Annotated in this window: 16 protein-coding genes; 9 read left to right on the plus strand and 7 right to left on the minus strand. The window is 43.8% G+C overall.

From position 1 onward, the window contains the following. Window positions 1-2,688: a 4-alpha-glucanotransferase gene (locus U0035_RS08600; protein ID WP_114789586.1), complete on the minus strand. Its 2,688-nt coding sequence runs from the start codon at window positions 2,686-2,688 to the stop codon at window positions 1-3. A gap of 426 nt (window positions 2,689-3,114) precedes the next feature. On the opposite strand from U0035_RS08600, the gene U0035_RS08605 reads away from it, so the two are divergent. From U0035_RS08605 to U0035_RS08615, 3 genes are read left to right on the plus strand one after another with little or no spacing between them, the layout of a single operon-like run. Next, window positions 3,115-3,633, plus strand: a complete 519-nt coding sequence (locus U0035_RS08605; protein ID WP_114789587.1) for an LVIVD repeat-containing protein — start codon at window positions 3,115-3,117, stop codon at window positions 3,631-3,633. Between the two features lie 24 nt (window positions 3,634-3,657). Then, a complete protein-coding gene (locus tag U0035_RS08610) occupies window positions 3,658-4,404 on the plus strand; it encodes an LVIVD repeat-containing protein (protein ID WP_114789588.1) in 747 nt (248 codons plus the stop codon). Window positions 4,405-4,407: 3 nt separating this feature from the next. Next, complete coding sequence (locus tag U0035_RS08615) at window positions 4,408-5,238, plus strand: hypothetical protein (protein ID WP_114789589.1); 831 nt, start codon at window positions 4,408-4,410, stop codon at window positions 5,236-5,238. A gap of 76 nt (window positions 5,239-5,314) precedes the next feature. Here U0035_RS08615 and U0035_RS08620 read toward each other — a convergent pair whose 3' ends face one another. The 6 genes from U0035_RS08620 to thrS form a co-directional block, all read right to left on the minus strand. Beyond that, window positions 5,315-6,151 carry a sugar phosphate isomerase/epimerase family protein gene (locus U0035_RS08620; RefSeq protein WP_114789590.1) on the minus strand — a complete coding sequence of 279 codons (837 nt, stop codon included), beginning with the start codon at window positions 6,149-6,151 and terminating at the stop codon, window positions 5,315-5,317. A 67-nt stretch (window positions 6,152-6,218) separates the two neighbouring features. Further along, window positions 6,219-6,854 carry a translation initiation factor IF-3 gene (gene infC, locus U0035_RS08625; RefSeq protein ID WP_114789591.1) on the minus strand — a complete coding sequence of 212 codons (636 nt, stop codon included), beginning with the start codon at window positions 6,852-6,854 and terminating at the stop codon, window positions 6,219-6,221. 247 nt (window positions 6,855-7,101) lie between these two features. Then, window positions 7,102-10,239, minus strand: a complete 3,138-nt coding sequence (locus U0035_RS08630) for an efflux RND transporter permease subunit (RefSeq protein WP_114789592.1) — start codon at window positions 10,237-10,239, stop codon at window positions 7,102-7,104. A 69-nt stretch (window positions 10,240-10,308) separates the two neighbouring features. After that, window positions 10,309-11,418 carry an efflux RND transporter periplasmic adaptor subunit gene (locus U0035_RS08635; protein ID WP_114789593.1) on the minus strand — a complete coding sequence of 370 codons (1,110 nt, stop codon included), beginning with the start codon at window positions 11,416-11,418 and terminating at the stop codon, window positions 10,309-10,311. Between the two features lie 28 nt (window positions 11,419-11,446). Further along, entirely contained in the window at window positions 11,447-12,796 is a 1,350-nt protein-coding gene (locus tag U0035_RS08640; protein WP_114789594.1) for a TolC family protein, read from the minus strand. Between the two features lie 254 nt (window positions 12,797-13,050). Further along, window positions 13,051-14,991: a threonine--tRNA ligase gene (gene thrS / locus U0035_RS08645; protein WP_114789595.1), complete on the minus strand. Its 1,941-nt coding sequence runs from the start codon at window positions 14,989-14,991 to the stop codon at window positions 13,051-13,053. Between the two features lie 169 nt (window positions 14,992-15,160). On the opposite strand from thrS, the gene U0035_RS08650 reads away from it, so the two are divergent. The 6 genes from U0035_RS08650 to U0035_RS08675 all read left to right on the plus strand — a co-directional run bounded on the left by U0035_RS08650 (window position 15,161) and on the right by U0035_RS08675 (window position 22,899). Continuing rightward, the gene (locus U0035_RS08650) at window positions 15,161-15,859 is read left to right on the plus strand and encodes an outer membrane beta-barrel protein (RefSeq protein WP_114789596.1); all 699 of its coding nucleotides are present in this window, start codon (window positions 15,161-15,163) and stop codon (window positions 15,857-15,859) included. 142 nt (window positions 15,860-16,001) lie between these two features. Further along, entirely contained in the window at window positions 16,002-19,022 is a 3,021-nt protein-coding gene (locus U0035_RS08655; RefSeq protein ID WP_114789597.1) for a sensor histidine kinase, read from the plus strand. 85 nt (window positions 19,023-19,107) lie between these two features. After that, the gene (locus U0035_RS08660) at window positions 19,108-19,329 is read left to right on the plus strand and encodes a hypothetical protein (protein WP_162817763.1); all 222 of its coding nucleotides are present in this window, start codon (window positions 19,108-19,110) and stop codon (window positions 19,327-19,329) included. 5 nt (window positions 19,330-19,334) lie between these two features. Next, the gene (locus tag U0035_RS08665) at window positions 19,335-19,964 is read left to right on the plus strand and encodes a response regulator transcription factor (RefSeq protein WP_114789599.1); all 630 of its coding nucleotides are present in this window, start codon (window positions 19,335-19,337) and stop codon (window positions 19,962-19,964) included. Window positions 19,965-20,032: 68 nt separating this feature from the next. Then, a complete protein-coding gene (locus U0035_RS08670) occupies window positions 20,033-21,586 on the plus strand; it encodes a hypothetical protein (RefSeq protein WP_162817764.1) in 1,554 nt (517 codons plus the stop codon). A 29-nt stretch (window positions 21,587-21,615) separates the two neighbouring features. Then, a complete protein-coding gene (locus U0035_RS08675; protein ID WP_162817765.1) occupies window positions 21,616-22,899 on the plus strand; it encodes a hypothetical protein in 1,284 nt (427 codons plus the stop codon). Window positions 22,900-22,915: the final 16 nt, after the last annotated feature.

The raw sequence follows: 22,915 nt of genomic DNA on the forward strand, positions 1-22,915 counted from the left end.
TTAACGGCCGCTATGTTGCACATATCCTTTTAGCTCATCGTTGAACGCTCTCTCTTTGATCAATTGTTCCAGGCTGATATGCATACGGTAGCGCCAGTAATGTTGCGAATTAGCCGGAACATTGATACGCTCGTCTTCGGGATTTTCCCGGCGTAATTCGGCGCTCATTCCTAATATATCCTGTAGCTGAAAGATGCTCCACATAGCCGGTGAATATAAATGCTGCAATACAATGGCACGATTGATCCAGGGTTCGCAGAAATATGGAGCTTCTCCACTCTGGCCTAGCTCTGTGTTATAAAACTGCTGGGTTAATGCCCTGTTTTCCTGCCACCATCCGCGTATGGTACTCATATCATGGGTAGAGGGTGTAACCACCGATAAATATGGGGCGTTAGCCGGGTTAAAGAAAGTCAGCTCCTGTTGCTTGGGCATACGCTGAATTTCCAGGCTCAGTATTCCCAATTGCTTCATTACACCAGGAACCGTATCAGGTACCATGCCCAGATCTTCGCCACATACCAGCATATTAGTTACTGCTTTCAGCCGGGGTAATTTTTTCAGCGATTCCTTTTTCCAGAAATGATTTTGCCTGCGATAGAAATAATCGATATATAAGGCCCAGATTTTTTCTTTCAACTGTGGCGATAAGTAACGGAATGAACTCGTATGATCTAAGGCGATCCTGAAATGAAATTCCGTTTTACCAGTCCCCTCCTGTTCAAATAAAATCACATTGCTGATCAGGTCATACAAACCATCACGCAGTAAAATATGCTCGCTATCCGCCTGTCCCCGAAAATAAGCTTCTACCTTCTTTTGTGTATCAAATGCAGGACGTAATACATATTGCTGAGGACCGTGCTTTTGCAAAAAATGTGCTTTTACATGATCGGCTTTTTCCCGGAACAATTCGTGCAATACCCCGTCGGTAATATACGGCAGGCAAAACCTTTCATAGTCGAACCATATCCCCCGTTCACCCAGCTCACTCACACGCACGGGAATGCAGGGATCAAACTTCCCCATAATGCCCTGAACAGCATGTATCGGGATACTCCATATACGGAAGAAACCCAAAATATGATCTATGCGAAATGCATCAAAGTAGTAACTCATTTGCCTGAAACGCTCTCTCCACCAGGCAAAATCGTCTTCCTGCATGCGTGTCCAGTTATAGGTAGGAAACCCCCAGTTCTGCCCCTTCACCGCAAAGTCATCAGGAGGCGCTCCGGCCTGTACATCCATTTTATACAATTCAGGCGCTACCCAGGCATCAGCCCCATAGCGATAAATACCAATAGGTATATCCCCCTTCATCACCAACCCTTTCTTGTGCGCATAGACCACTGCATCTGTTAATTGAAGGTATAACTGGTATTGTATATAGCAATAAAAATTCACCTGTTTCTGCGCCTCGGTGTCTCCATCAAAGAGGCGATTGATTTCGGCATCTTCATAAATGCTGTTTGTCTCCCAATCCTGGGGATTAGGGGAATTGAATTTATCTCTCAGGTAACAGAACGCTGCATAAGGTTTCAACCATTGCTGATTGGTGTCAAAAAATTCTTTATAATCAGATCCTTTGAGATTACCGGCTCCATGCTCCTCATAGAGTTCTTTTAAAGCTGCCATCTTAAATTCCATTACGGCTTCGTAATCGATATGGGCCAGTTCATTTAATTGCTTTTTCTTAGCTTTAATAGCCTCTTTTAGCTCCCTGCTTTTTTTACCATCAACGGCATCCAGGTTGATATAAACAGGGTGCAAAGCAAAAGCAGAGATAGCCGCATAAGGGTAAGAATCCAGCCAGGTGTTGGTTGCTGTAGTGTCATTAACCGGCAGTATCTGTATCAGCTTCAGCCCGGTTTTCACCGCCCAGTCGGCCAATAGTTTCAAATCACTGAATTCGCCCACGCCCAATCCCTCTTTACTCCTAAGACTAAACACGGGTATCGCTATACCGCAGCCTCTCCATTGCTTATCATCCATCCGTATAAAACCATCCTGCAAAATGACTTTTTCACCGGAAGCAGCAGGCTCAAAACAAATCCGGTTACCACCCGCCTCAAAACCCTTAAACTGTCCGTTCACCTTATCGTAAATACCATATTTATAGGCAATGGGAAATTGCACATTGTCCATCTGCAAAGTGGCAATCCACTGTTCGCCATCAAATTTCAGAAGAATGGGCGCTCCAATATTCCACATCCCCAACACGTCGCTGTCACCTAAAAGACATACCACTTCATCTTTTTTGATCAAAGGCGCTTTTACTGCAAATACATGGGTGGTATCCTTGTTGAGTTTTACAGCCGAAGCCTTGCGCTGTGGCAACAGCACTTTTTGGAAAGGTGCCGTGGAGAATGTGTTAACTACATCTCCGGCATAGTTCCAGGTATCATATATCTTTAGAATTATAGCCGATTTTTCACCAAGTACCAGTTTCCGGGGACACTGGAACTCTTCTGTACGGATACCCTCCTCATCAATAAATATATACTTGTATTGCAGCGTTTGTCCGGCTAAATCCGCCGCATTAATATTGGCTTCCAGCTTCCAGTATTCATCGTTCAAATACTGCATATACATATAGCCATTTTCAGACTGAAGCTCTTTTGCATTTGCATCGATAGCCAAACGCTCACCAAAGCGGGTATGATATTTTATATAGAAAATGACCTTCATGTGATACAATGGCATTTACGTTATTGTGTACAAAATACACAAAACGAAAATAGGTGAATATCTATTTATTTCAAAAAGTTTCTAAAGCATATTGCATATATGCATTTCAACACTTAAATTTGCACCAAACTATAAAAATATGTCTTCAGGTACAAAGAATAAAGGTTTAATGTGGATTTTATTTCTTGTTTTTACAGCATGGTTTGTATTTGCATGCTTTACACACTGGCCCTGGCTTACTTTGATCCTGCCATTTGTTACTACCTTTTTCGTTAAGGCGATGGATATTATATAAAAGATATTGATACAAAAAAGCCCGTGGTTTCAAACCCACGGGCTTTTTTTGCGTATAACTGTTGCGTTAAGATAGCAGATCCCGTTAGAAAGAATATCTAACTTATTAACTGAATCTACTTAACGTACACAATGAAACACAACAAACTGCTGATTGCGCTGGCCTTACCATTGCTGGTATTGTCCTGTAAAAAAGAAGACAGTAAGGAAGTAATAGGATATGCTCCTATATATGGGAACGAAGCCGAACTCAATACCATTTCATTAACCCAACCTCAAGCCATTGAAAGCGGAGGCAAGATCTATGTATGGGGCCATTCACTCTTCCAGGTGGAGAGTGGAAAAGGCATTCACGTTACAGATATTTCGAACCCCTCCTCGCCGGTGAAAAAAACATTTATTAAAGTGGCGGGCAGCCAGGAGGTGGCGGTAAAAAACGGGCTGATCTATACCAATCATCTCAACGACCTCGTCATATTAGAGATCAGTGGAACAACTGTTAACACGGTAAAAAGATTACCCGCATTTAAGAGTATGGACAACCGGTCGGTTCCACCTGAAAGAGGTGTTTTCGAATGCCCCGACAAGACCAAAGGAACTATTATAGGCTGGCAGAAAAAAATGCTGCAGGATCCCAAATGCCAATACTAACCCTTTACTTAACCTATTACAATTATGCAACCCAAATATCTTTTATTCGTACTGATCCTTGTACTCGGCCTTAGCTGCTCAAAGGGCGACTCTAATTTTTCAGGCGATGCCGGAGCTGGCGGCTCTATTGCCAGGATGACCATATCAGGTAACTATCTTTACATAGTGAGCAATACCTCTCTTTACACATACGATATCACCCATCCGCAAACAACTGTATTAATAAGCGAGCAGCCTATCAGCTGGGGCGATATAGAAACCATATTTCCTTACCGCGACAAGTTATTTATAGGGTCGCAATCAGGTATGTATGTATTTGACAACAGCGATCCAAAGAAACCCAAACTACAAGGGAGAGCTCAGCACCTGCGTGCCTGTGATCCGGTTGTAGCCGACGACAATTTTGCCTATGTAACACTTAGAAATAACAATATAGGTTGTGGTGGAACGGTTAACCAATTGCAGGTATATGATATCAGCGGCACTCATGTGCTCACACCTAAAATAACCGGAACGCTGGACATGCCGGAACCTTACGGATTAGGCTATTCGGGTAACACACTATATGTATGTATGGGCGCCAAAGGATTAAACATAGTCAATACTACCGACAAGGCAAAACCGGTATCGCTAAAAATACTTACCGGCGAACACTTTATAGATGTCATCCCTTACAATGATCTGCTGATTGCCTATGTTGAGGGAGGTATTGCTTTATATGATATTTCTTCCCCTGCTGACCCACAAAAATTATCCACCATCCAAAACTAACGCATGAAAAAAATAATTACAGTTCTTGTTCTTTGCCTTGCAAGCTATGGGCTACAGGCACAGGATCTCATCTATACTAAAAGAGAAGGCGTACTAAAAGCCAAAGTTATTGAGATCACTCATGCATTGATCCGGTTTAAAAAAGCTGAAAATATTGACGGGCCTAATTATACGATTGCTAATCGTTATGTCGACTCTATTCGATACGAAAATGGCAGCAAAGAATTATTTTCTTTCAGGGGCAAACGGTTACCTGAAAAATATATCAAAGAATTAGAGCAATTCAATGCATTACCCAACAACCTGGTTTCGACGGGATTTGAGCTATCGGCACATACGATACCTTTTATTTCCCCTTCTGACAGGCAGGATCAAACACCATTTGCCGCCTGGTACGTTGCGTACGAAAGATTAATTGTTCAACAAAGAATAGGCATCTCAATGAGTCCCTTTGCAGCGAGTAACCGCAGGTATTATGGCGCCTCCGCAGCTATCCAGTTCTATCCTAAAAATAAAGGCAGAATGCGGTTAGGTTTAGGACCCGTGTTTAACTATAGTGTGCAAAACAGGCAATTCCGCTACTTTCAGCCTGTCGAATATGGAGGAAACCGGATGAGAATGGAAACTAAAACACATGTAACCTCTCTTGCAGTCAATCTCTCCATACTTGGGAATCTCAACCGGCGCATATTCATTGACAGCGATCTGTTTCTGGGTGCTAAGCTAAAGGAGAAGCCTTTTAAACATCATTTACCCGATCAATGGCAGACCTCCCTCTCCAGCCATCCCGGGCCTATGATGGGCTTCAGACTGGGTGTGGGGTACCGGTTTTAAAAATTCAAATTTATCAAATTTAAACAGGCCGCTCTATTTCAGATGCGGCCTGTTTACTTATAACTGTGTTTTTAATTTATTTGTTTTTCGTGGTTCGGATCACTCCCCTGATATAACCGATTGACTCCGCAATACCAGCGAACGGCGCCTTCATATTACGTTCGTGTTCGAGACTCAGCATACCAGAATAGCCTACTTTCCGCATCATTCTTACGAAAGCCGGGAAATCGATAATGCCTCGTCCTACTTCTACCGAATAGCCTTGTTTGGTTGGAGCCGTAACATCTTTCAGGTGCATGTCGAAAACACGGGTATGGTATTTTTTAAGATCGGCTACAGGGTCCTTGCCATTGCGGGTATCGTGCCCGATATCCAGGCACATACCCATGCGTGGATCCAGGTCTTTCACATTGTTCCACACATCTTCTGCATCAGGGTAAAGCTTAATATCCGGACCATGAATATGAATGGCATACCTCATGTCGTACTCCTGCACTTTCTTATTTACATAAGGAAGCAGTTCATAGTTGGGCACGCCTACGATCAATTTTACGCCAACACGTTTGGCATACTCAAACCCCCTGTCTACCTCGGCTTCAGTCTTCATATAAATGGGTCCTACCGCGTAACCTGTTACTCCTTTCAACTTTAATTTTTCGTGGAAGGCAGCAATAGCAGCAGCATCGCTGTTAAGCGGCAAATGAAAATCTTTGATGCACAGGTAGTGTACATCGCTTTTTTCCATAGTAGCGAGGGCAGTGTCAATACCAAAATGTACAAATGTGTAGCCTGCCATGCCCACTTTGAATTTCTCGTAGGTATCGACAGGCGGCTGAGGGTCTGGGCGCTTTTCCTGGGCCTGCACCAGGCTGCTTATTAAAAAGCAACAAGCAATTATTAGATTTTTTTTCATACTCAGGCTAAAATAAAAAAAACCATCTGCAATTGCAGATGGTTCTGTATAAATATTTCAAATATTCTTATTTGCTTTTCTTTACACTTCCTTTCGGAGCTATCATTGCAAGCATTCTACGGCCTTCCAGCTTGGGCATATTTTCTAAAGTTCCAAACTCGGCAAGACGTTCTGCAAACTTCAACAACAACAGCTGTCCACGATCCTGAAACTGGATAGCGCGGCCTTTAAACTGTACATAAGCTTTCACTTTGTTGCCTTCTTTTAAAAAGCCTTCAGCATGTTTAGCCTTGAAGTCGAAGTCATGGTCGTCGGTATTAGGGGTAAAGCGGATCTCCTTGATCTCAGTCGCCTTACTCTTGGCCTTCATCTCCTTTTCCTTCTTCTTCTTATCGTACAAAAATTTATTATAATCGATGATCTTACAAACGGGAGGATCAGCGGTAGGAGATATTTCTACCAGATCCAGTTCCTGTTGCTGGGCAATCTTTAATGCTTCCTGGGTAGAGTAAATTCCTACTTCAACATTGTCTCCAACCAATCGTACCTGTGGTACCCTGATATGATGATTAATGCGGTGTTCTGCTTCTTTCTGTGGTAAGCGTCCTCTGAAGTTTCCCCTGTTTGGTTTATTGCCACCTGGCCTGAAAGGACCACCCGCACCGGGCGGACGGTTAAAAGTTGGTTTTTGTGGTACTGCCATCTAAAAATGATTCGTTATGCTCCTTCCCCGTTGAGAAGCATTGTTTATTTTGCTTTTTTTAATGCCATACGGGAATGGCATGTTAAAAAATTTTTACAAAGATGGGAATTAAACTTAGTATTTCAATTTTATTTTTAACAGATTCATATCAGCAACTATCTTACCAAATTGCTTAAAATCCTCTGTCAGACATAAAATTGCCGGAAACTGTAGTTTCCGGCAATTTCCTTTTATTTAAACCTGACTATCAGGCAGTTTTAGCTTTCTTACGGTACGCCATTTTGGTAATGAGTACATATAATACCGGCACAATAAATATCGCAAGCGATGTTGCGGCCAGCATTCCTCCAAAAACGGTCCAGCCAATTGTTTGACGACTAACGGAGGCGGCTCCTGTAGCAATCATCAGCGGTACTACCCCTAAGATAAAGGCCAGTGAGGTCATGATGATCGGACGCAGACGCAACCTAACCGCCTGCAGGGTAGCCTGTACTACATCCATCCCTTTATCCACCCGCTCTTTGGCAAACTCCACAATTAAGATAGCGTTTTTAGCAGCCAACCCGATGAGAGTAATCAACCCGATCTGTGCGTATACATTGTTGGACAATTTCGGTAATAATGTCAACGCCAATATTGATCCGAAAGCACCAATTGGCACTGCCAGTAATACAGAAAAAGGAACCGACCAGCTCTCATACAAGGCCGCCAGGAACAGGAATACAAATACGATCGAAATAGCGAAAATGGTGGTTTGCTGATCACCAGCTGCGATCTCCTCCCGGCTCATGCCCGAAAATTCGTAACCATAACCCGCAGGCAATGTCTTGGCCGCTTCTCTCAGGGCTTCAATTGCTTCACCACTACTAAAACCATCTTTGGGCGAACCGTTGATCTCCACCGAACGGTAAATATTGTAGTGAGATATCACTGCAGGAGCTTCAATCAGCTTGGTGTTAACCAGCATATTTAAAGGCACCATGCCCCCCAAGCTGTTACGTACATAGTAATCTTTTAAATTATCAAGCGAGCCACGGTAAGTGTAATCCGCCTGTGTCATAACACGGAAATTACGCCCATAGATATTAAAGTCATTTACATAACTACTTCCGAGGAAGTTAGACAGCGTTGTATATACCTCAGCTACATTAACGCCCATTTTCTTTGCAAGCTCTTTATCCACATTTACCTGGTAACTTGGAGTGCGGGCATTAAAGAAAGTATAAGCCCTGCCTATTGCCGGCTGAGAATTGACCGTTTGCAGGAATTTGTTAGCTACAGCCTCAAATTTATTAACATCATCGGTAGAACCTGTTTGTTGCAGCTGGAAGGTAAATCCGGCAGTTTGCCCCAGACCCGGTATCGCAGGCGGTGCAATGGGCATTACCCTGGCTTCCTTAATATCCCTGGTAGAAGCTATTATTTTACCAATTACTGCGTTTACATCATGTTCGCTTCCTTTACGGTCATCCCATTTCTTTAATTTAACGAACATCGTACCTACATTCGATTTATTACTGAAGCTAATGATGTTCAACCCTGCCAGACCACCCACTACATCTACTTCGGGTAAAGCTTCAACGCGCGTCATAATATCTTTGATCATATTAATGCTACGTGTAGTACTGGTACCCTCAGGTAATTCGTAGGTAACGAACATACGCCCCTCGTCTTCTGTAGGAATAAAGCCCGTTGACTTGGTTTTGAACAGGAAGATCATAGCTGCGATTACCACTATCAAAAGCGTAACTACATACGGTGTTTTCCGGATCCACTTGCCCACACTCTTCGTATAACCCAAGGTTACTTTATTAAACCAGTTATTAAACCTGTCGAAGAAACGATCCAATAAATTCTTTTTCCTGTCGCCGGGAGCTGCAGTTGGCTTTAGCATTAACATACTCAATGCAGGAGTAAGCGATAAAGCCACAAATGCAGATAATAATACTGACACCGCAATAGTGATCGCAAACTGCTGATACAGCCGCCCCACGATGCCTGGTATAAAACCTACCGGAATAAATACCGCTGCCAATATCAGTGCGATAGCAATAACCGGCGCCGAGATTTCTTTCATTGCTTTAATGGTCGCATCTTTCGGCGACATCCCCCGGCTATCAATATTATGCTGAATGGCTTCCACCACTACAATGGCATCATCCACCACAATACCAATTGCGAGTACAAAGGCGAAGAGCGTAAGAGTGTTGATCGTAAAGCCCAGCAGGTTAAAGAATATAAACGTTCCGATCAATGATACAGGAATAGCCAAAACCGGGATTAACGTAGCCCTCCAGTTTTGCAGGAACAGGTACACCACCAATACCACGAGTATAAGGGCCTCCACCAGCGTGTGCATTACCTCATTAATAGACACCTGTACCACTGTCGCCGTTTCCAAAGGCACTTTAAAGTCGATGTCCTTAGGGAATGTAGGACGTAGCCTGTCCAACGCCTCATTGACCCCCTTATAAGTATCTAATGCATTAGCACCGGGTGCCTGGTAAATAAGTAAGAACGCCGCAGGTTTACCGCTTACAAACGCATTAGCTGTATAATCAAATTTACCCAGCTCTATTCTTGCTACATCTTTCAGGTAAACAACAGCACCATCTTCAGGCCGGGTGCGCACAATAATATTTTCAAACTGCTCTGGTGTATTGATACGGCTATTGGTTAACAGGCTATACTCAAAAACCTGCTCACCACTTTGCGGGTTACCTCCAATGGTGCCTGCAGCTGCCTGTAGATTTTGCTCCTGCAAAGCTGCGTTCACTTCAGCCGGGGCAACACCTAATGCTGCCATCTTGGATGGATTGAGCCATACCCGCATACTAAAATCATCTGCCCTGGAAAAAATATCACCCACACCCTTTACCCGGGCGAGGGCGTCCTTTACATACAGGTTCACATAGTTACCGATGAAAGTGGCGTCATGTGTACCATTAGGCGAATAAAAGGCCAGCGCCATCATGATACTGGGGTTACGCTTACGAACCGTGAGACCCAGTCTTTTTACGGCGTCCGGCAAAGTTGGTTCGGCCACGCTCACCCTGTTCTGTACATCAAGCGTCGCAATATTGATATCAGTGCCCACCTGGAAATTCACAGTAATGCTGCTCTGACCACTACTGGTACTGTTACTGGTCATATAGGTCATACCGGGAGTACCGTTGATCTGGGTTTCCATAGCAGTGGTAGTTGTTTGTTCTACCGTTTGCGCATCAGCGCCGGTGAAGTTACCTGCTATCTGAACGGTGGGGGGCGAAATATCAGGGTACTGGGCAACGGGTAAAGTAAGCATCGATATAATACCTACCAACACAATTACGATCGATACCACGATGGCGGTTACCGGTCTTTTTATAAATACGTCTGCGATCATTGAATACTATTTTGAACGACAGGCAACAGGTGCAACAACAAAGTCACCTGCTTCCTGCCAACTGTCAACTTATTTTTTTGCTTTGGTAGTATCTGCTGTAATAAGAGATCCTTCTCTCAGGTTCTGTACGCCTTCTACAACAATAGATTCCCCCGGCTGCAACCCCTCTTTAATTAAAACATTAGGACCTATCTGTGTGCCGAGTGTTATTTTACGTTGGGACACTTTGCTGCTATCTCCTACCACATATACAAAGAACTCACCCAACTGCTCCACTACAGCTTTATAAGGTACCAAAGTAGAACGCGACGGCGCAGCATTTAATACACGAACGGTTCCGCTCATACCTGCTTTCAACATTTGATTATCATTGGGAAATACCAATCTCACCTTAATGGCGCCGGTTTGCGGATCTACCGCACGATCAATGATCTGTATTTTGCCATGCTGGGGATATACATCTCCTGCAAAAGCCAGGGAAAAAGTAGAATCAACCAGGCTCTTTTCATTCTGCAGTTTGGAAAACCGGTAGATTTCTTTCTGATCGATTACAAAATCTACTGCCATCGGGTTATCGGTTGAAACCGTATTTAATACTGATTGGCCGGCAACCACCGAAGTACCTAAACGCACCTGCGAAATACCGATAGTTCCACTGAAAGGCGCATAAATAGTAGCAAAGCTTACGTTCGCCCGCACAGCATTGGCCTGTGCCCTGGCTGCTGCTACCTGTTTCTGCGCCGCAGCCAAAGCCGCATCCGCATAATCTACCTGCTGTTTGGCTATTGCATCCTGTTTATCCAAAGCATGGTACCTTTCAGCATCTTTTTGCGCTTTCACCAGGTTAGTTTCCTGTACGGCTACCTGGGCCAAGGCTGCCTGATAATTAGCCTGGTAAGTTTGCTGATCAATGGTATACAGCTTTTGACCCTTTGAAACTTTAGCACCATCTTTAAAATGAATACCCGTTATATAGCCTGTTACCTGTGGCCTAATTTCCGATTGATTTAAGGGAACCAGTGTGGCGGGATATTCGTCATAATAAGATGCGTTGCCGCTTTCTGTAACTTTTACCACTACTACCGGAACGGGAGCATTTGCGGGTGGCGGGGCCTGTTGCTTGCTTTTACATGCCACCACTGCAAGCACTACAAACATATATATTGAAAACCTGGTCATACTTAAGGGATTTCGTTTAGTTTAAGTTTTATTTGGGTTGAATGGATCCTTCTGCTCTCTGAACATCTATTTTGCTGCTTAACAAACCGTACACGGCATTGAAATAATTGATCTGTGACGCACGGAGATCGGTTTGCGCTGTTATCAGCTCCAGGTAGGTTTTAATCCCCTCCCTGTATTGCAGCTCTATAATACGATGCACTTCTTTGGCTAGCTCCATATTTTCTTTCAGAGCCTGGTAATTAGCCATACTGGCCCGATACTGTGCCATAGCTGTTTTATACTCACTGCTGGCCTGGTTGCTAAAATTAATCAGGTCCAGGCGGGTTTGCTCTACCTGGCGCTCCGCAATAACGATATTGTTCTTTCTTTTGCCGCCCTGAAAAATGGGAAAACCTACTGTAAGTCCTGCGTAAGAATTGGGGAAGCTTTGATTAAACAGTTTTGCAAAATCATCGTTTAAAAAATTACGGATGTAAGCCCCGTTAGCAGACACCGTAGGGATATAACTCCATTTATTATAACGAACGTTTGCTTCCTGTAACCTAAGCTGCGCCTGCAACTGCTGGTATTCGACCCTGCGTGTATAGGCAGGAGCCTGCAAGGTATCCAGGAATATTTCCTGCTCCAAAGTGGCGCTGTCATACATTAGCGACAGCTCCTTATCGCCTGGATAATTGATCAGGAATTTAAGATTGGCCTCCTTGGCATTTAATGCTTCCTCAATTTCCTTTTTTGAAGCCATTGCATTGTTTAAAGCAATAGTAGCCCGCTGATAATCGGTTTTATCTGTTACACCGGCATCAAACCTGGCGCGCGCATCTCTAAGGCTGCGCGACAACATGGCTATATTCTCATCGGTAATCTTTCTCTGCTGATCCGTTGCCAACAGGTCATAAAAATTCTTGGAAACATTGGCCACCAGGTTAATCCTGGCATTTTCTGTTTGTTTGGCGGCCACTAATCTTACATCTCCTTTAGTCCGGCTCGCTAATAAGGCGTCCCGGTTGAAGATATTCTGGGTAGCCGTAAATTGTAAGGCGGAGGTATTAAACACCCCGAACCTTACCTGGTTACCACCAATAATATTAACAGGTAACTGAAAATTACGCTGGTAATTATAGTTGAAGTTCACCTGGGGATACCAGTCTGCCAAGCGATTTTTTATCTGCAGGTCAGTAATTTCCTGGTTGATCTCAGCCTGCCTGACACCCGGTTGATGGGTTAATGCATAATCGATAATACCTGCCAGGGTTGCCCGTTGTAAGGTGGTGTCACCAGTTTGCGACTGGGCATTTAAATGAACACCCAAAAAACAGGAGAGGCCGGTTATAGTTAAACCGATCCGGCGTTTCCATTTCTCAAAACAAAGAGTCATAAATTATTATTTATCCAACATTTTTATTGAATAAAGTCTTCAATAAAAAATTAAAAACAACAACAGATCGAGTGGATTGTTTAATAAACTGATCTGTATCAAACACTTTTTTTCGCAGACAGGCAATGTTTTAGCAACGGAGAAAGTTTAGACGTTCTTTATTTTCAAAGATTGCGCTGCCGAAAAAAAAATTAAACAATTGTTTAAATCGTAACAAAAAAATAACCCGGAGCGCTTTGACCCCGGGCTAAATATTATTGTTGATCGGTCTTTTCTTTTATCTCCTGTTGCAGGCTTCCTGTAAATTCGTCTATCGTTTTAGCGCCTTCATCACCGGTACCATGTTTACGCACAGACACAATACCCTCATTCATTTCCTTTTCACCCAACACCAGCATGTAAGGTATTTTTTGCAGCTCAGTATCCCGTATCTTCTTACCAATTTTTTCCTGGCGTTCATCTATCTCTGCCCTGATATCTGCTTTTTTAAGGGCAGTCAGCACCTGCGCCGCATACTCCTGGTACTTATCAGAAATAGGTAAAATTTTCACCTGGGTGGGCACCAGCCACAGGGGCAGTCTGCCTGCACAATGCTCTAATAACACCGCCACAAAACGCTCCATGCTACCAAAAGGTGCCCGATGGATCATCACAGGGCGTTTTTTGGTATTATCGCTATCAGTGTATTCCAGTTCAAAACGTTCAGGCAGGTTATAATCTACCTGTACGGTGCCTAACTGCCAGCTTCTGCCCAATGCATCTTTTACCATAAAGTCAAGCTTTGGACCGTAAAACGCTGCTTCGCCGGTTACTTCAACAGTGGTCAACCCTTTTTCCGAAGCAGCCTGGCGAATGGCGTTTTCTGCTATTTCCCAGTTTTCATCCGATCCGATATACTTGGTCTTGTTTTCTTTATCGCGTAGCGAAATCTGTGCAGTATAATCTTTAAAGCCCAGGGCATTAAATACATACAATACCAGGTCGATCACTTTTTTAAACTCTTCCAGTACCTGGTCGGGACGGCAAAATAAATGCGCGTCGTCCTGCGTAAAACCACGCACCCGGGTTAAGCCATGTAATTCACCTGCCTGCTCGTAGCGATACACCGTACCAAACTCTGCATAACGAACCGGTAAATCTTTATACGACTTAGGAGAGGTTTTATATATTTCGCAGTGATGCGGGCAATTCATGGGCTTTAAGAAAAACTCCTCCCCTTCATGCGGAGTTTTTATAGCCTGAAAACTATCGGCTCCATATTTCTCATAGTGTCCGGAAGTTTTATACAAATTAATATTACCGATATGTGGCGTAATCACCGGCAAATACCCCACCTCCAGCTGAGCTTTCTGTAGAAAGTTCTCCAAACGCTGACGCAGCATAGCGCCCTTAGGCAGCCACATCGGTAAACCCTGTCCCACTTTCTCAGAAAAAGTAAACAGCTCCAATTCCTTTCCTATTTTCCTGTGGTCGCGTTTCTTTGCCTCTTCCATCATGATATTATATTCTTCCAGTTCTTTATTGGAAGGGAATGTAACACCATAGATTCGCGTCAACATCTTGTTTTTCTCATCACCACGCCAGTAAGCTCCCGCAATATTGGTTAGCTTGATAGCCTTAATAAAGCCCGTATTGGGAATATGAGGTCCCCGGCATAAATCGGTGAAGTCTCCCTGTGTATAAAAACTGATGCTCCCGTCCTGCAGGTTTTCAATCAGCTCCAGCTTATAGGGGTCCTGCTTCTCGGTAAAGTACGTGATAGCATCTGCCTTTGAAACTGCTTTCCGCTCAAACCTGGATTTTTTTGAAGCCTTCTCCTTCATTAATTTTTCGATCTTCAGGAGGTCTTCTTCTGTTATTTTGGTCTCCCCCAGGTCAATATCATAGTAAAATCCTCTTTCGATGGGCGGACCAATCGCAAATTTGGTATCGGGAAATAATTCCTGTATCGCCTCTGCCATCAAATGCGCTGACGAATGCCAGAAGGTGGATTTACCTTCGTCATTAGTCCATGTAAGTAATTTCAGGCTGGCATCTGTGTCAATAGGCTTAAAAGCATCTACCACCACACCATTCACTTCTGCTGCGAGAACATTCCTTGCCAAACCTTCAGATATCGACTTTGCCACGTCTAAAGCAGTTATACCTGCTTCAAACTCTTTTTGCGCGCCGTCGGGTAAAGTTATTTTGATCATCTACAGTATCAATTTTAAAAAGTTTGCTAAAATACTAAACTATTACGAGCAGGCAAAAGACAAACTCTTCAATTACATCATTATCGCCCCTACTGGAAATTGAATTTTGTGATTTTTGGCATGGTTTTGTTAGATTTTATTAAATCCTAAACCTTTAAACCATTATTTTATGAAATTTTCTTATATCATGGCCGGTCTGCTAAGTATGTCTCTGGCCAGCCAGGCACAGCAAGGCTGGGCTGTTAGCGATAAAGTGATGATAGGTCATAGCTGGACAGTAGGTAACCGTGTTAGCGAAGATATGAAGTATGCCTTCCATCCCACCGTTCAGTTTGGCCGTACCGCTATGTATAATTTCAATAGCAGCGTAGGTATTGGCCTTGGCACATTCTTTAGTACGGAGGGCGTACGTTTTAAAGTGGATGAAGGTGCCGTTGACCGCTTTGAGCAGCGCATGAATTATATCCGTATCCCGCTGGGCGCCATGTTTACATTTGGTGATCCGGCCAGCAAAGTAAGGCCACGCCTGGGCATTGGCGGTTCCGTTGGCTTCCTCGTAGGTGGTAAAACTTACGGCTTATCAAACGAGGATGCTATCATTGGCCTGAAAACAACAAAAGCGATGAGCACTAAAGTTGACGCCGGTGCCAACGCTTCACTCGGGTTCAGCGTACGGGTGGCAGACGGCTTCCTGATCAACCACGATATTAATTATTACCATGGGCTTGTTACCAATGAATATGCAGCAGATATCTTTAATGCCGCTTCTTTCACCCATCGGAATATAGGATTAAGTATGGGCTTCAACATTACCGGCGACGCCATGAAAAGATGGAAAGGCAAAATGAAGGGTATGCATCACAACTAAAGTACCGCAAGATATCCATAAACTTATCCCTGAAAACTCAAAAGCCGCTATGTATAACTACAAGCGGCTTTTTACTTACAAATACCACTGCCATCGCATGTTTATGCGATGACAATTTTGGAATTTAATTTACCTTAGTGGTATGGTCCTCCGGCTGCTGTTATCTTTCGCATTACTGGTTGCTATGTGCAATACAGGGCATTCGCAACATTTTATTTTCAACCGCTTATCAATAACTGACGGGCTCCTTTCTAACAATATACTCACTGTAGCACAGGACCAACGCGGATATATCTGGTTGGGAACAGAAAACGGTCTGCAGCGATATGATGGAACACGGTTCAGAACAATTTGGAATGAGCGCGCAGATCAGATATTGACTGGAAACGACGGCCTGCTTTGGGTGCGGTCGGGCAAACGAATAGGGAGGATCAACCCTGGTAATTTCACGTTCACACCAACCCCCTACGAAGGCAGCAACGAGGTTTATGGCAACTCGGGAATGTGGCTAAAGAAGGATGCTTCCGGAAGGGTTTTTCTGTTGATAACAGGCAAAAGCTGCCAGTATTACAGCGAAAAGAGCGGCGGCTTTTCCCAGGCTAATAATCCGTTTTCAATACCGGCGAGCTTGAAAATAAAAGATGTTGTTGAGGACAGGGACCAGAGTAGGTATTGGATCATTTCCGGAAATGATTTTGGCTACTGGGATCGGCAAACGCGCCAATACTATAACCTTTCGAACAACGGCCAGGCCGATCACCTGCTCTATACAATGGCTGCATATGCACCTGTGGCCAGCTTTTTTATCGATGATCAAAAACGATACTGGATCCAAACCGGCAGTAAATCAAACGCCACCTTTCTTTGTTATAACAGTGCACTAAACCGGTTCACAAGTGACACTTCGGGCCTCAATGGCATGGGAGCCGGAAGCTATTTTGAAGTGTATGGTTTTAAGCAACTGAAAGAGGCAGCTCCCGCTGTATATGGCTTGAACTGTTTTGGCATCTACAATGACCACCGTTTTAATGAGATCAAAACTCCCGCCAACAACCCTTATGGCATTCAATTCAATTCGGTGGAAGACCTGCTTCAAAGCGACGACGGTACAGTATGGGTAGCAACAGATAACGGCCTTTATTTTACCAGCAGCGTGCGTCGTAATATTCACATATTATTTAGCCAGGAAAAGGGGCGGGCCTCTATCAGCAGCCTTTTCGAGGACAGCTACAACAATATTTGGGTTGGCACCTGGGGGCGGGGAACTTTTCTTTTGAACAATCCCCAAAAGAGCCAGGGAGTTATGGTTCTTAAGGCTATAAATGATCTGGATGCTTATACAAAGCTGGTTTGGACTATTTGTGAAGATAAAAGCAAGCAGGTATGGATAGGCTGTCAGGAAGGTCGGCTGGCACAGTATGATCCCGAAACAAAACGCGCTATCCTTCATAAGCTTAAAATATTTAACAACAGTGCTATCCGGCAAATAATAAAAGATGAAGAAGGACTGCTATGGCTGGGACTGCAGGATGGCAGGCTGTTAACTTACAACCCCTCCACACCTGCCGTCAATAGTTCGTTTCGGGAAATACTTTCTTTAAACGGCCTGATAAACCGGATGGGTTTTATCAATAACCATCAGTTATGGATTGCTGTTCATAACAAAGGGATTTGTATTGCTGATATAAAAACGGGAAAACTGGTTCAGTCGATAACCGTCGATCAGGGGCAGCCATCGTTTATTGCAAATACCAAAGAGCTACTAACTTTTAATGATACATTGTGTTTGATCGCCGGGGAAAAATTAGGAATTTTGAATCCGCAGAAGTTCAAGATAAATTACAGCAACTTGCCCGGCAGCCAATTGCCCGGAAGCATATTTACCCTCCAAAAAGACCAGTATGGAAACTGCTGGGCGGGAGGCAGCAGCGGTATTTACAAGTTGAATATGGCTAGCCGGACGATTACAAGACTTACACAACAAGATGGTCTTATTACCATTCACAACAACAGCTATGTTCCCGAAAGAAGCATGCAGTTGCGAAATGGCTGGCTGGCGTTTGGAGGTAACCAGCACCTGGTATTATTCAACCCGGCTGAATACAATAATTCCATGGTTCCTCCGTCTGTAAACATTACGGGATTTCAGTTAAACGGAAGGTATCTCCCCGAAGATTCTCTAACAGCGTTAAATACCATTAACATCCCTTACGAACACAGGGTTTTCAGCATTGAGTTTGCTGCTATTAACTTTATGCAAAAAGGCAGGCTGATATACGAATACAAACTGGAAGGATTAAACGACGAATGGATCTCTTTAACAACGCCCACATCAATCAACTACAACTTTTTACCCCATGGTCATTACCGCTTCCTGGTAAGGGCTAAAAACGAGCTGGGACAGTACTCCCCTACCATAACCTCATTGCGCATCTACATAGCGCCTCCTTTCTGGAAAACAGCATGGTTTTATATCCTGGTCGGACTAGCTATTGTATCCCTGTTATTCTACCTGCACCGTTTAAGATTACAAAAATTACTTCATATTGAAAAAGTAAGAAGCCGCCTGGCCAGGGACTTGCATGACGATATGGGCTCCACCCTCAGTACTATTAATATCCTCAGCAATATGGCCTTGCAGCAACCATCGATCGATGAAGCCAAAAGCAAAGCTTATATGAGCACCATTAGCACCAGCACCTCCCAAATGATGGAAGCTATGGACGATATCGTGTGGAGTATCAATCCTGTTAACGACAATATTGCAAAAATGGTGGCCCGTATGAAAGAGACAGCTGGCGCTGTACTGGAACCCAAACAGATTGACTATCGCTTCGAAATCGCGCCGTCTGTAACAGACGTTCATCTTTCGATGGAAGCCAGGCGCGAAGTATTCCTGATATTCAAAGAAGCTATTAATAACATTGTAAAGTATGCGGCAGCAACTCTTGTAACCTTAACTTTTAAAAGGAAAGGCCCGAACCTTTTGCTCACCATTGAAGATAATGGTATCGGATTCGAAATGGCGGTTCCCGGCTCGACAGTTAGAGGCAATGGTTTAAAGAATATGCAAAAGAGGGCAGCCGCGCTGAAAGGGCAATTATCGATCAACTCTCAGCCGGGAAGCGGCACTTCCTTAAAACTGGTAATGCCCATCGCATAAATATGCGTTTGAAGTGATCAGCAGGTAAATGATATTTGCATTATCAATCAATACAGATGGCCCCTTTAATAAAGAAACAAAAAAAATGAACCAAAAACTCTACTCCACATTTCGCCTGGCGCTCGGCATTTTTATCATGCTCGGTATTGCAGAAACCGGTAGCGCACTACCCCGTCACTATCGCCAAAAGCTCAAAACCATCAGCTCCCATCCTATGGTTACGCTGCAGAAAAAACCTCAATCAATGCAACTGATCATAGCTTACTGGTCACAATTCATTGAAGCTACCAAAAATCATTTAGGCTGATAACGATGATAAAAGTATTATTATACGACGACTCAGATCAGTTTCGCGAAGCCATAGCCTTGTTGCTCGGCGGCTCGGACGGTTTTGAAGTGGTGGGTAGCCTCAACAATTGTGAAACCGCGGCAGCAGACATAAGTGTGTTAGAACCTGATGTCATTCTAATGGATATTGATATGCCAGGCGCCACCGGTATAGACGGCGTGAAGATGATCAGGAAGAAAAACGATAGGGTCAAAATTATTATGCTGACGGTGTTTGATAATAACCAGAATATTTACGATGCAATCCGTTTTGGCGCCAACGGTTATGTATTAAAAAAGTCTGCTCCCGATGCCATTATCCATGCTATTAAAGATGTATTTGAAGGTGGTGCTCCCATGAACTCGTCCATTGCAACGCAGGTTTTACAAATGTTTGCAGGTATGTCTCCGGCTACTCAAAATTATGGCCTCTCAGAAAAAGAAAAAGCCGTGTTACAATCGCTGGTGGATGGGAATAGCTATAAAATGGTAGCTGCTGCGCTACATATATCCATTGACACTGTTCGTACGCACATTCGCAATATCTACGAAAAACTGCAGGTCAATTCAAAAAGCGCGGCGGTGGCCAAAGCCCTGAAAGACCGCATCCTCTAATATTTATATTATCAAAAAAAATGAAACGGCAAGCCGTAAGGGCATTGCTATGTTCTAAAATAAAAAATATGAAATCATATACCATTTTTTCAATTATCTTCTTTATTTGCCTGACGCTCATGTCCTGCAAAAAGACAGTTATTATTTCACATGACCCGGCTTCACCAGCGCCAACGGATCCTGCTAACCAGCGTAGCTTTACAATTGCGTTTGAAAGCCTGCCCGATTATCATAATACTCTGGAAGGTCTTACAGTTGCTATTACCGTTGAACCCTCAGGCAGTGGTAAGGCTATCCACATTTCAGCAAACCTGGCATACGACCAGCAATACCGTACGTCTGCTATAAATTTACCCAAGGGTACTTACAGAATTAAAGGACTGATCATTAAAAACCAACAGGGCTACACGCTCTTTGCAACACCCGTTGCGGGATCTGCTAAAGCAAACCTGGTGAACAAGCCACTTAGTGTAAACATGGTATTAGATCAAAATGCAGAACAGCTTATGTTACTACAGGTGCTGGCGGTTAACGCAACGGACATACCGCAAAGCTTTGGTTATAGCGAGGGCAGCTTTGGCAACAGAACGGGCGACCCTGATTCCGAAATGGATAGGCAGATACTGGTACGTCCCATTATCAGAGTAGGACATATTATATACGATAGTATACCCGCACAACTAATCGTAAAAAGCTGGAATGCTAAAAATGAGATGACTTATAATATTCATTTCCTGAAAGGCGGTGCACAGGGTATTTACTTGTCGGCTAAAGCAATCAAGCATCAATTATCTATATCCAAATGGGGTTCTTATGACGAGTTCACCTTAAATAAAGAAGATATACAGGAAGGAAGTGTTTATGATATTGGTGGTGATGTGGAAGCCAAAAAGCTGAAATCAGTGTTAGAATACAAAATCGTAAACGGGATTTCTACCCCTATAACAAAAACAGATTACGAGTATCACAGTAATGGTTTAGCCAAACAAAAACAGGTATGGGGAAAGCGTTCTGATTTTTCGACCCACCTCGTACAAAAAGATATTTATGAGTATATCAATAACAAAATCGGCATTATTAAAAGCTATGACGAAAACAATGTCCTGATAAAAACGACCACCGTACAGTATCAAAATACAGCAAATAAGATTTCCTCGATAGAGGAAAAAACCGGTAATCAGACCATACACACGGAGGTAACCTATACACCACTGGAAACAAGATCGGGGATCACCCAGGACTATCGTATAGATGCCGCCACCAACAACGGCCCCGGTTTCCCCATGACTTACCTTAGTAAAACCATGCGTGGGGGCTCGGTACTCACGGACGTTATCGCTACCGAAAACGGGCCTCACGCTGAAGGCTTATATGAATATGATTTCTGTGTCAACCCTTATGCCCACCTTGGAATTCCTGACCGGCAATTTCTTTTATATGAAAAGCACAATCTGAAATTTCAATGGAAAACCTGGATCCGCGGCTACCCTGAAAATGAGCCCTATACTTTCAACTATACGTATGACGGCGATGGGTATCCTAAAGATCTCCTGAACCAATACCGAAATTTCCAAACCAAAAAAGACACTTACGCTATCCGTACTATGTACGTGTATTATTAATACCAATTTCAACATATAAACAAAAAATAGTGAAAGCAACAATTCATCAGGCATTTCTATGTCTGCCCCTGAGCATGATTCTTATGTTCACATTCATCGCCTGTAAGAAAAATATTAACCCTCAAGACCCACCTGTTACCATAACACCGTTAGTGCGGCCCAAAGGCACTTCGACCGGAATGGCTATTTCTAAAGAAATCGGTATAGCCGGTGGCACCATTCAATGGCCGGGCGGGCAGGTTCGCGTACAAATCCCGGAAGGTGCTTTAAGCAACCATACCGCAATTGGTATCGAACGCCTTAGTAACACCAATATCGCAGGTATCGGATACTCTTATAGGCTTACACCGCACGGACAGATATTTAACAAACCAGTAACCGTTACGTTCTCGTGGGCTGACATAGCCGATAGCGTAGGACTGCTTCAGACTTTAGGTCTTTCTTATCAAATGGATGATGGGATTTGGAAATTCGTAGGCGCAGATGCCGTAGATACGGAAGCAAAAACGGTCAGTTTTAAATCCACTCACTTCAGCGACTGGTCTTTAATGAACCGTATCTCCCTTTCACCTTACCGGGCCGACCTGGAAACCGGAGAAAAGAAAACCATACAGGCGATGATCTTTACTGAGGCCGGCTGGGACAACCTTTTTATACCGTTGGTCAATAATCCTAACGGCCCCTACAATGAGCCCGGCTATCCGGTGGGCAATCCGGCCCCGCTCCCTTCGAAGTTTATTAAATCGTGGGAATTGACCGGCCCCGGCAGCCTGAATAAAAGCAATCAGCAATCGGTCGAGTACCAGGCTCCTGCATCCGTTAACGGAACAGCTACTGCAAATGTCAGCCTCGAATTAAATGCACCTGTGTCTGGTAAATTTCTGCTAACGAGTACTATGAATATTATGGGCGACGGATGGATAGAGTTAAGCATTAACAATAGCGCACCGGTACGTTTTCCCGCAACGCCCGTAGTAAAAATGGGATCAAGATATATACTTTCTAATCCGGAAGATGAAGGTGGCGGTCATTTCCTGCTTACCTGGAAGGGCGAACTGGGTAGCCATGCTTTTGACCTTGCTGCCGATGGCACCCGTTTTCATTTCTTAACAGCTACTACGGGATACAATGCTTTTTATATGCCCGGCCCCGATATGCCTCCCCAACCCAGCGAAGGAAATGTAACGGTTACCAAACTGGGAAATGGCCGTGCTGAAGGCAGTTTTACTATTAGCAATGTTGGGGTTGGTGATAAGTTCAAACCAGAAGCTACCGCAAAGGGCAGCTTCAGCGCCAAATTATTTATTCCTTAAACCCAATATCTAAACA

It is taken from the genome of Niabella yanshanensis (assembly GCF_034424215.1).
GTDB lineage: Bacteria > Bacteroidota > Bacteroidia > Chitinophagales > Chitinophagaceae > Niabella > Niabella yanshanensis.

Excerpts from the sequence above, each read along its gene's own strand:
- U0035_RS08600 (WP_114789586.1), bottom strand. The coding sequence starts at position 2,688 with ATGAAGGTCATTTTCTATATAAAATATCATACCCGCTTTGGTGAGCGT.
- U0035_RS08605 (WP_114789587.1), top strand. The coding sequence starts at position 3,115 with ATGAAACACAACAAACTGCTGATTGCGCTGGCCTTACCATTGCTGGTA.
- U0035_RS08610 (WP_114789588.1), top strand. The coding sequence starts at position 3,658 with ATGCAACCCAAATATCTTTTATTCGTACTGATCCTTGTACTCGGCCTT.
- U0035_RS08615 (WP_114789589.1), top strand. The coding sequence starts at position 4,408 with ATGAAAAAAATAATTACAGTTCTTGTTCTTTGCCTTGCAAGCTATGGG.
- U0035_RS08620 (WP_114789590.1), bottom strand. The coding sequence starts at position 6,151 with ATGAAAAAAAATCTAATAATTGCTTGTTGCTTTTTAATAAGCAGCCTG.
- infC (WP_114789591.1), bottom strand. The coding sequence starts at position 6,854 with ATGGCAGTACCACAAAAACCAACTTTTAACCGTCCGCCCGGTGCGGGT.
- U0035_RS08630 (WP_114789592.1), bottom strand. The coding sequence starts at position 10,239 with ATGATCGCAGACGTATTTATAAAAAGACCGGTAACCGCCATCGTGGTA.
- U0035_RS08635 (WP_114789593.1), bottom strand. The coding sequence starts at position 11,418 with ATGACCAGGTTTTCAATATATATGTTTGTAGTGCTTGCAGTGGTGGCA.
- U0035_RS08640 (WP_114789594.1), bottom strand. The coding sequence starts at position 12,796 with ATGACTCTTTGTTTTGAGAAATGGAAACGCCGGATCGGTTTAACTATA.
- thrS (WP_114789595.1), bottom strand. The coding sequence starts at position 14,991 with ATGATCAAAATAACTTTACCCGACGGCGCGCAAAAAGAGTTTGAAGCA.
- U0035_RS08650 (WP_114789596.1), top strand. The coding sequence starts at position 15,161 with ATGAAATTTTCTTATATCATGGCCGGTCTGCTAAGTATGTCTCTGGCC.
- U0035_RS08655 (WP_114789597.1), top strand. The coding sequence starts at position 16,002 with ATGGTCCTCCGGCTGCTGTTATCTTTCGCATTACTGGTTGCTATGTGC.
- U0035_RS08660 (WP_162817763.1), top strand. The coding sequence starts at position 19,108 with ATGAACCAAAAACTCTACTCCACATTTCGCCTGGCGCTCGGCATTTTT.
- U0035_RS08665 (WP_114789599.1), top strand. The coding sequence starts at position 19,335 with ATGATAAAAGTATTATTATACGACGACTCAGATCAGTTTCGCGAAGCC.
- U0035_RS08670 (WP_162817764.1), top strand. The coding sequence starts at position 20,033 with ATGAAATCATATACCATTTTTTCAATTATCTTCTTTATTTGCCTGACG.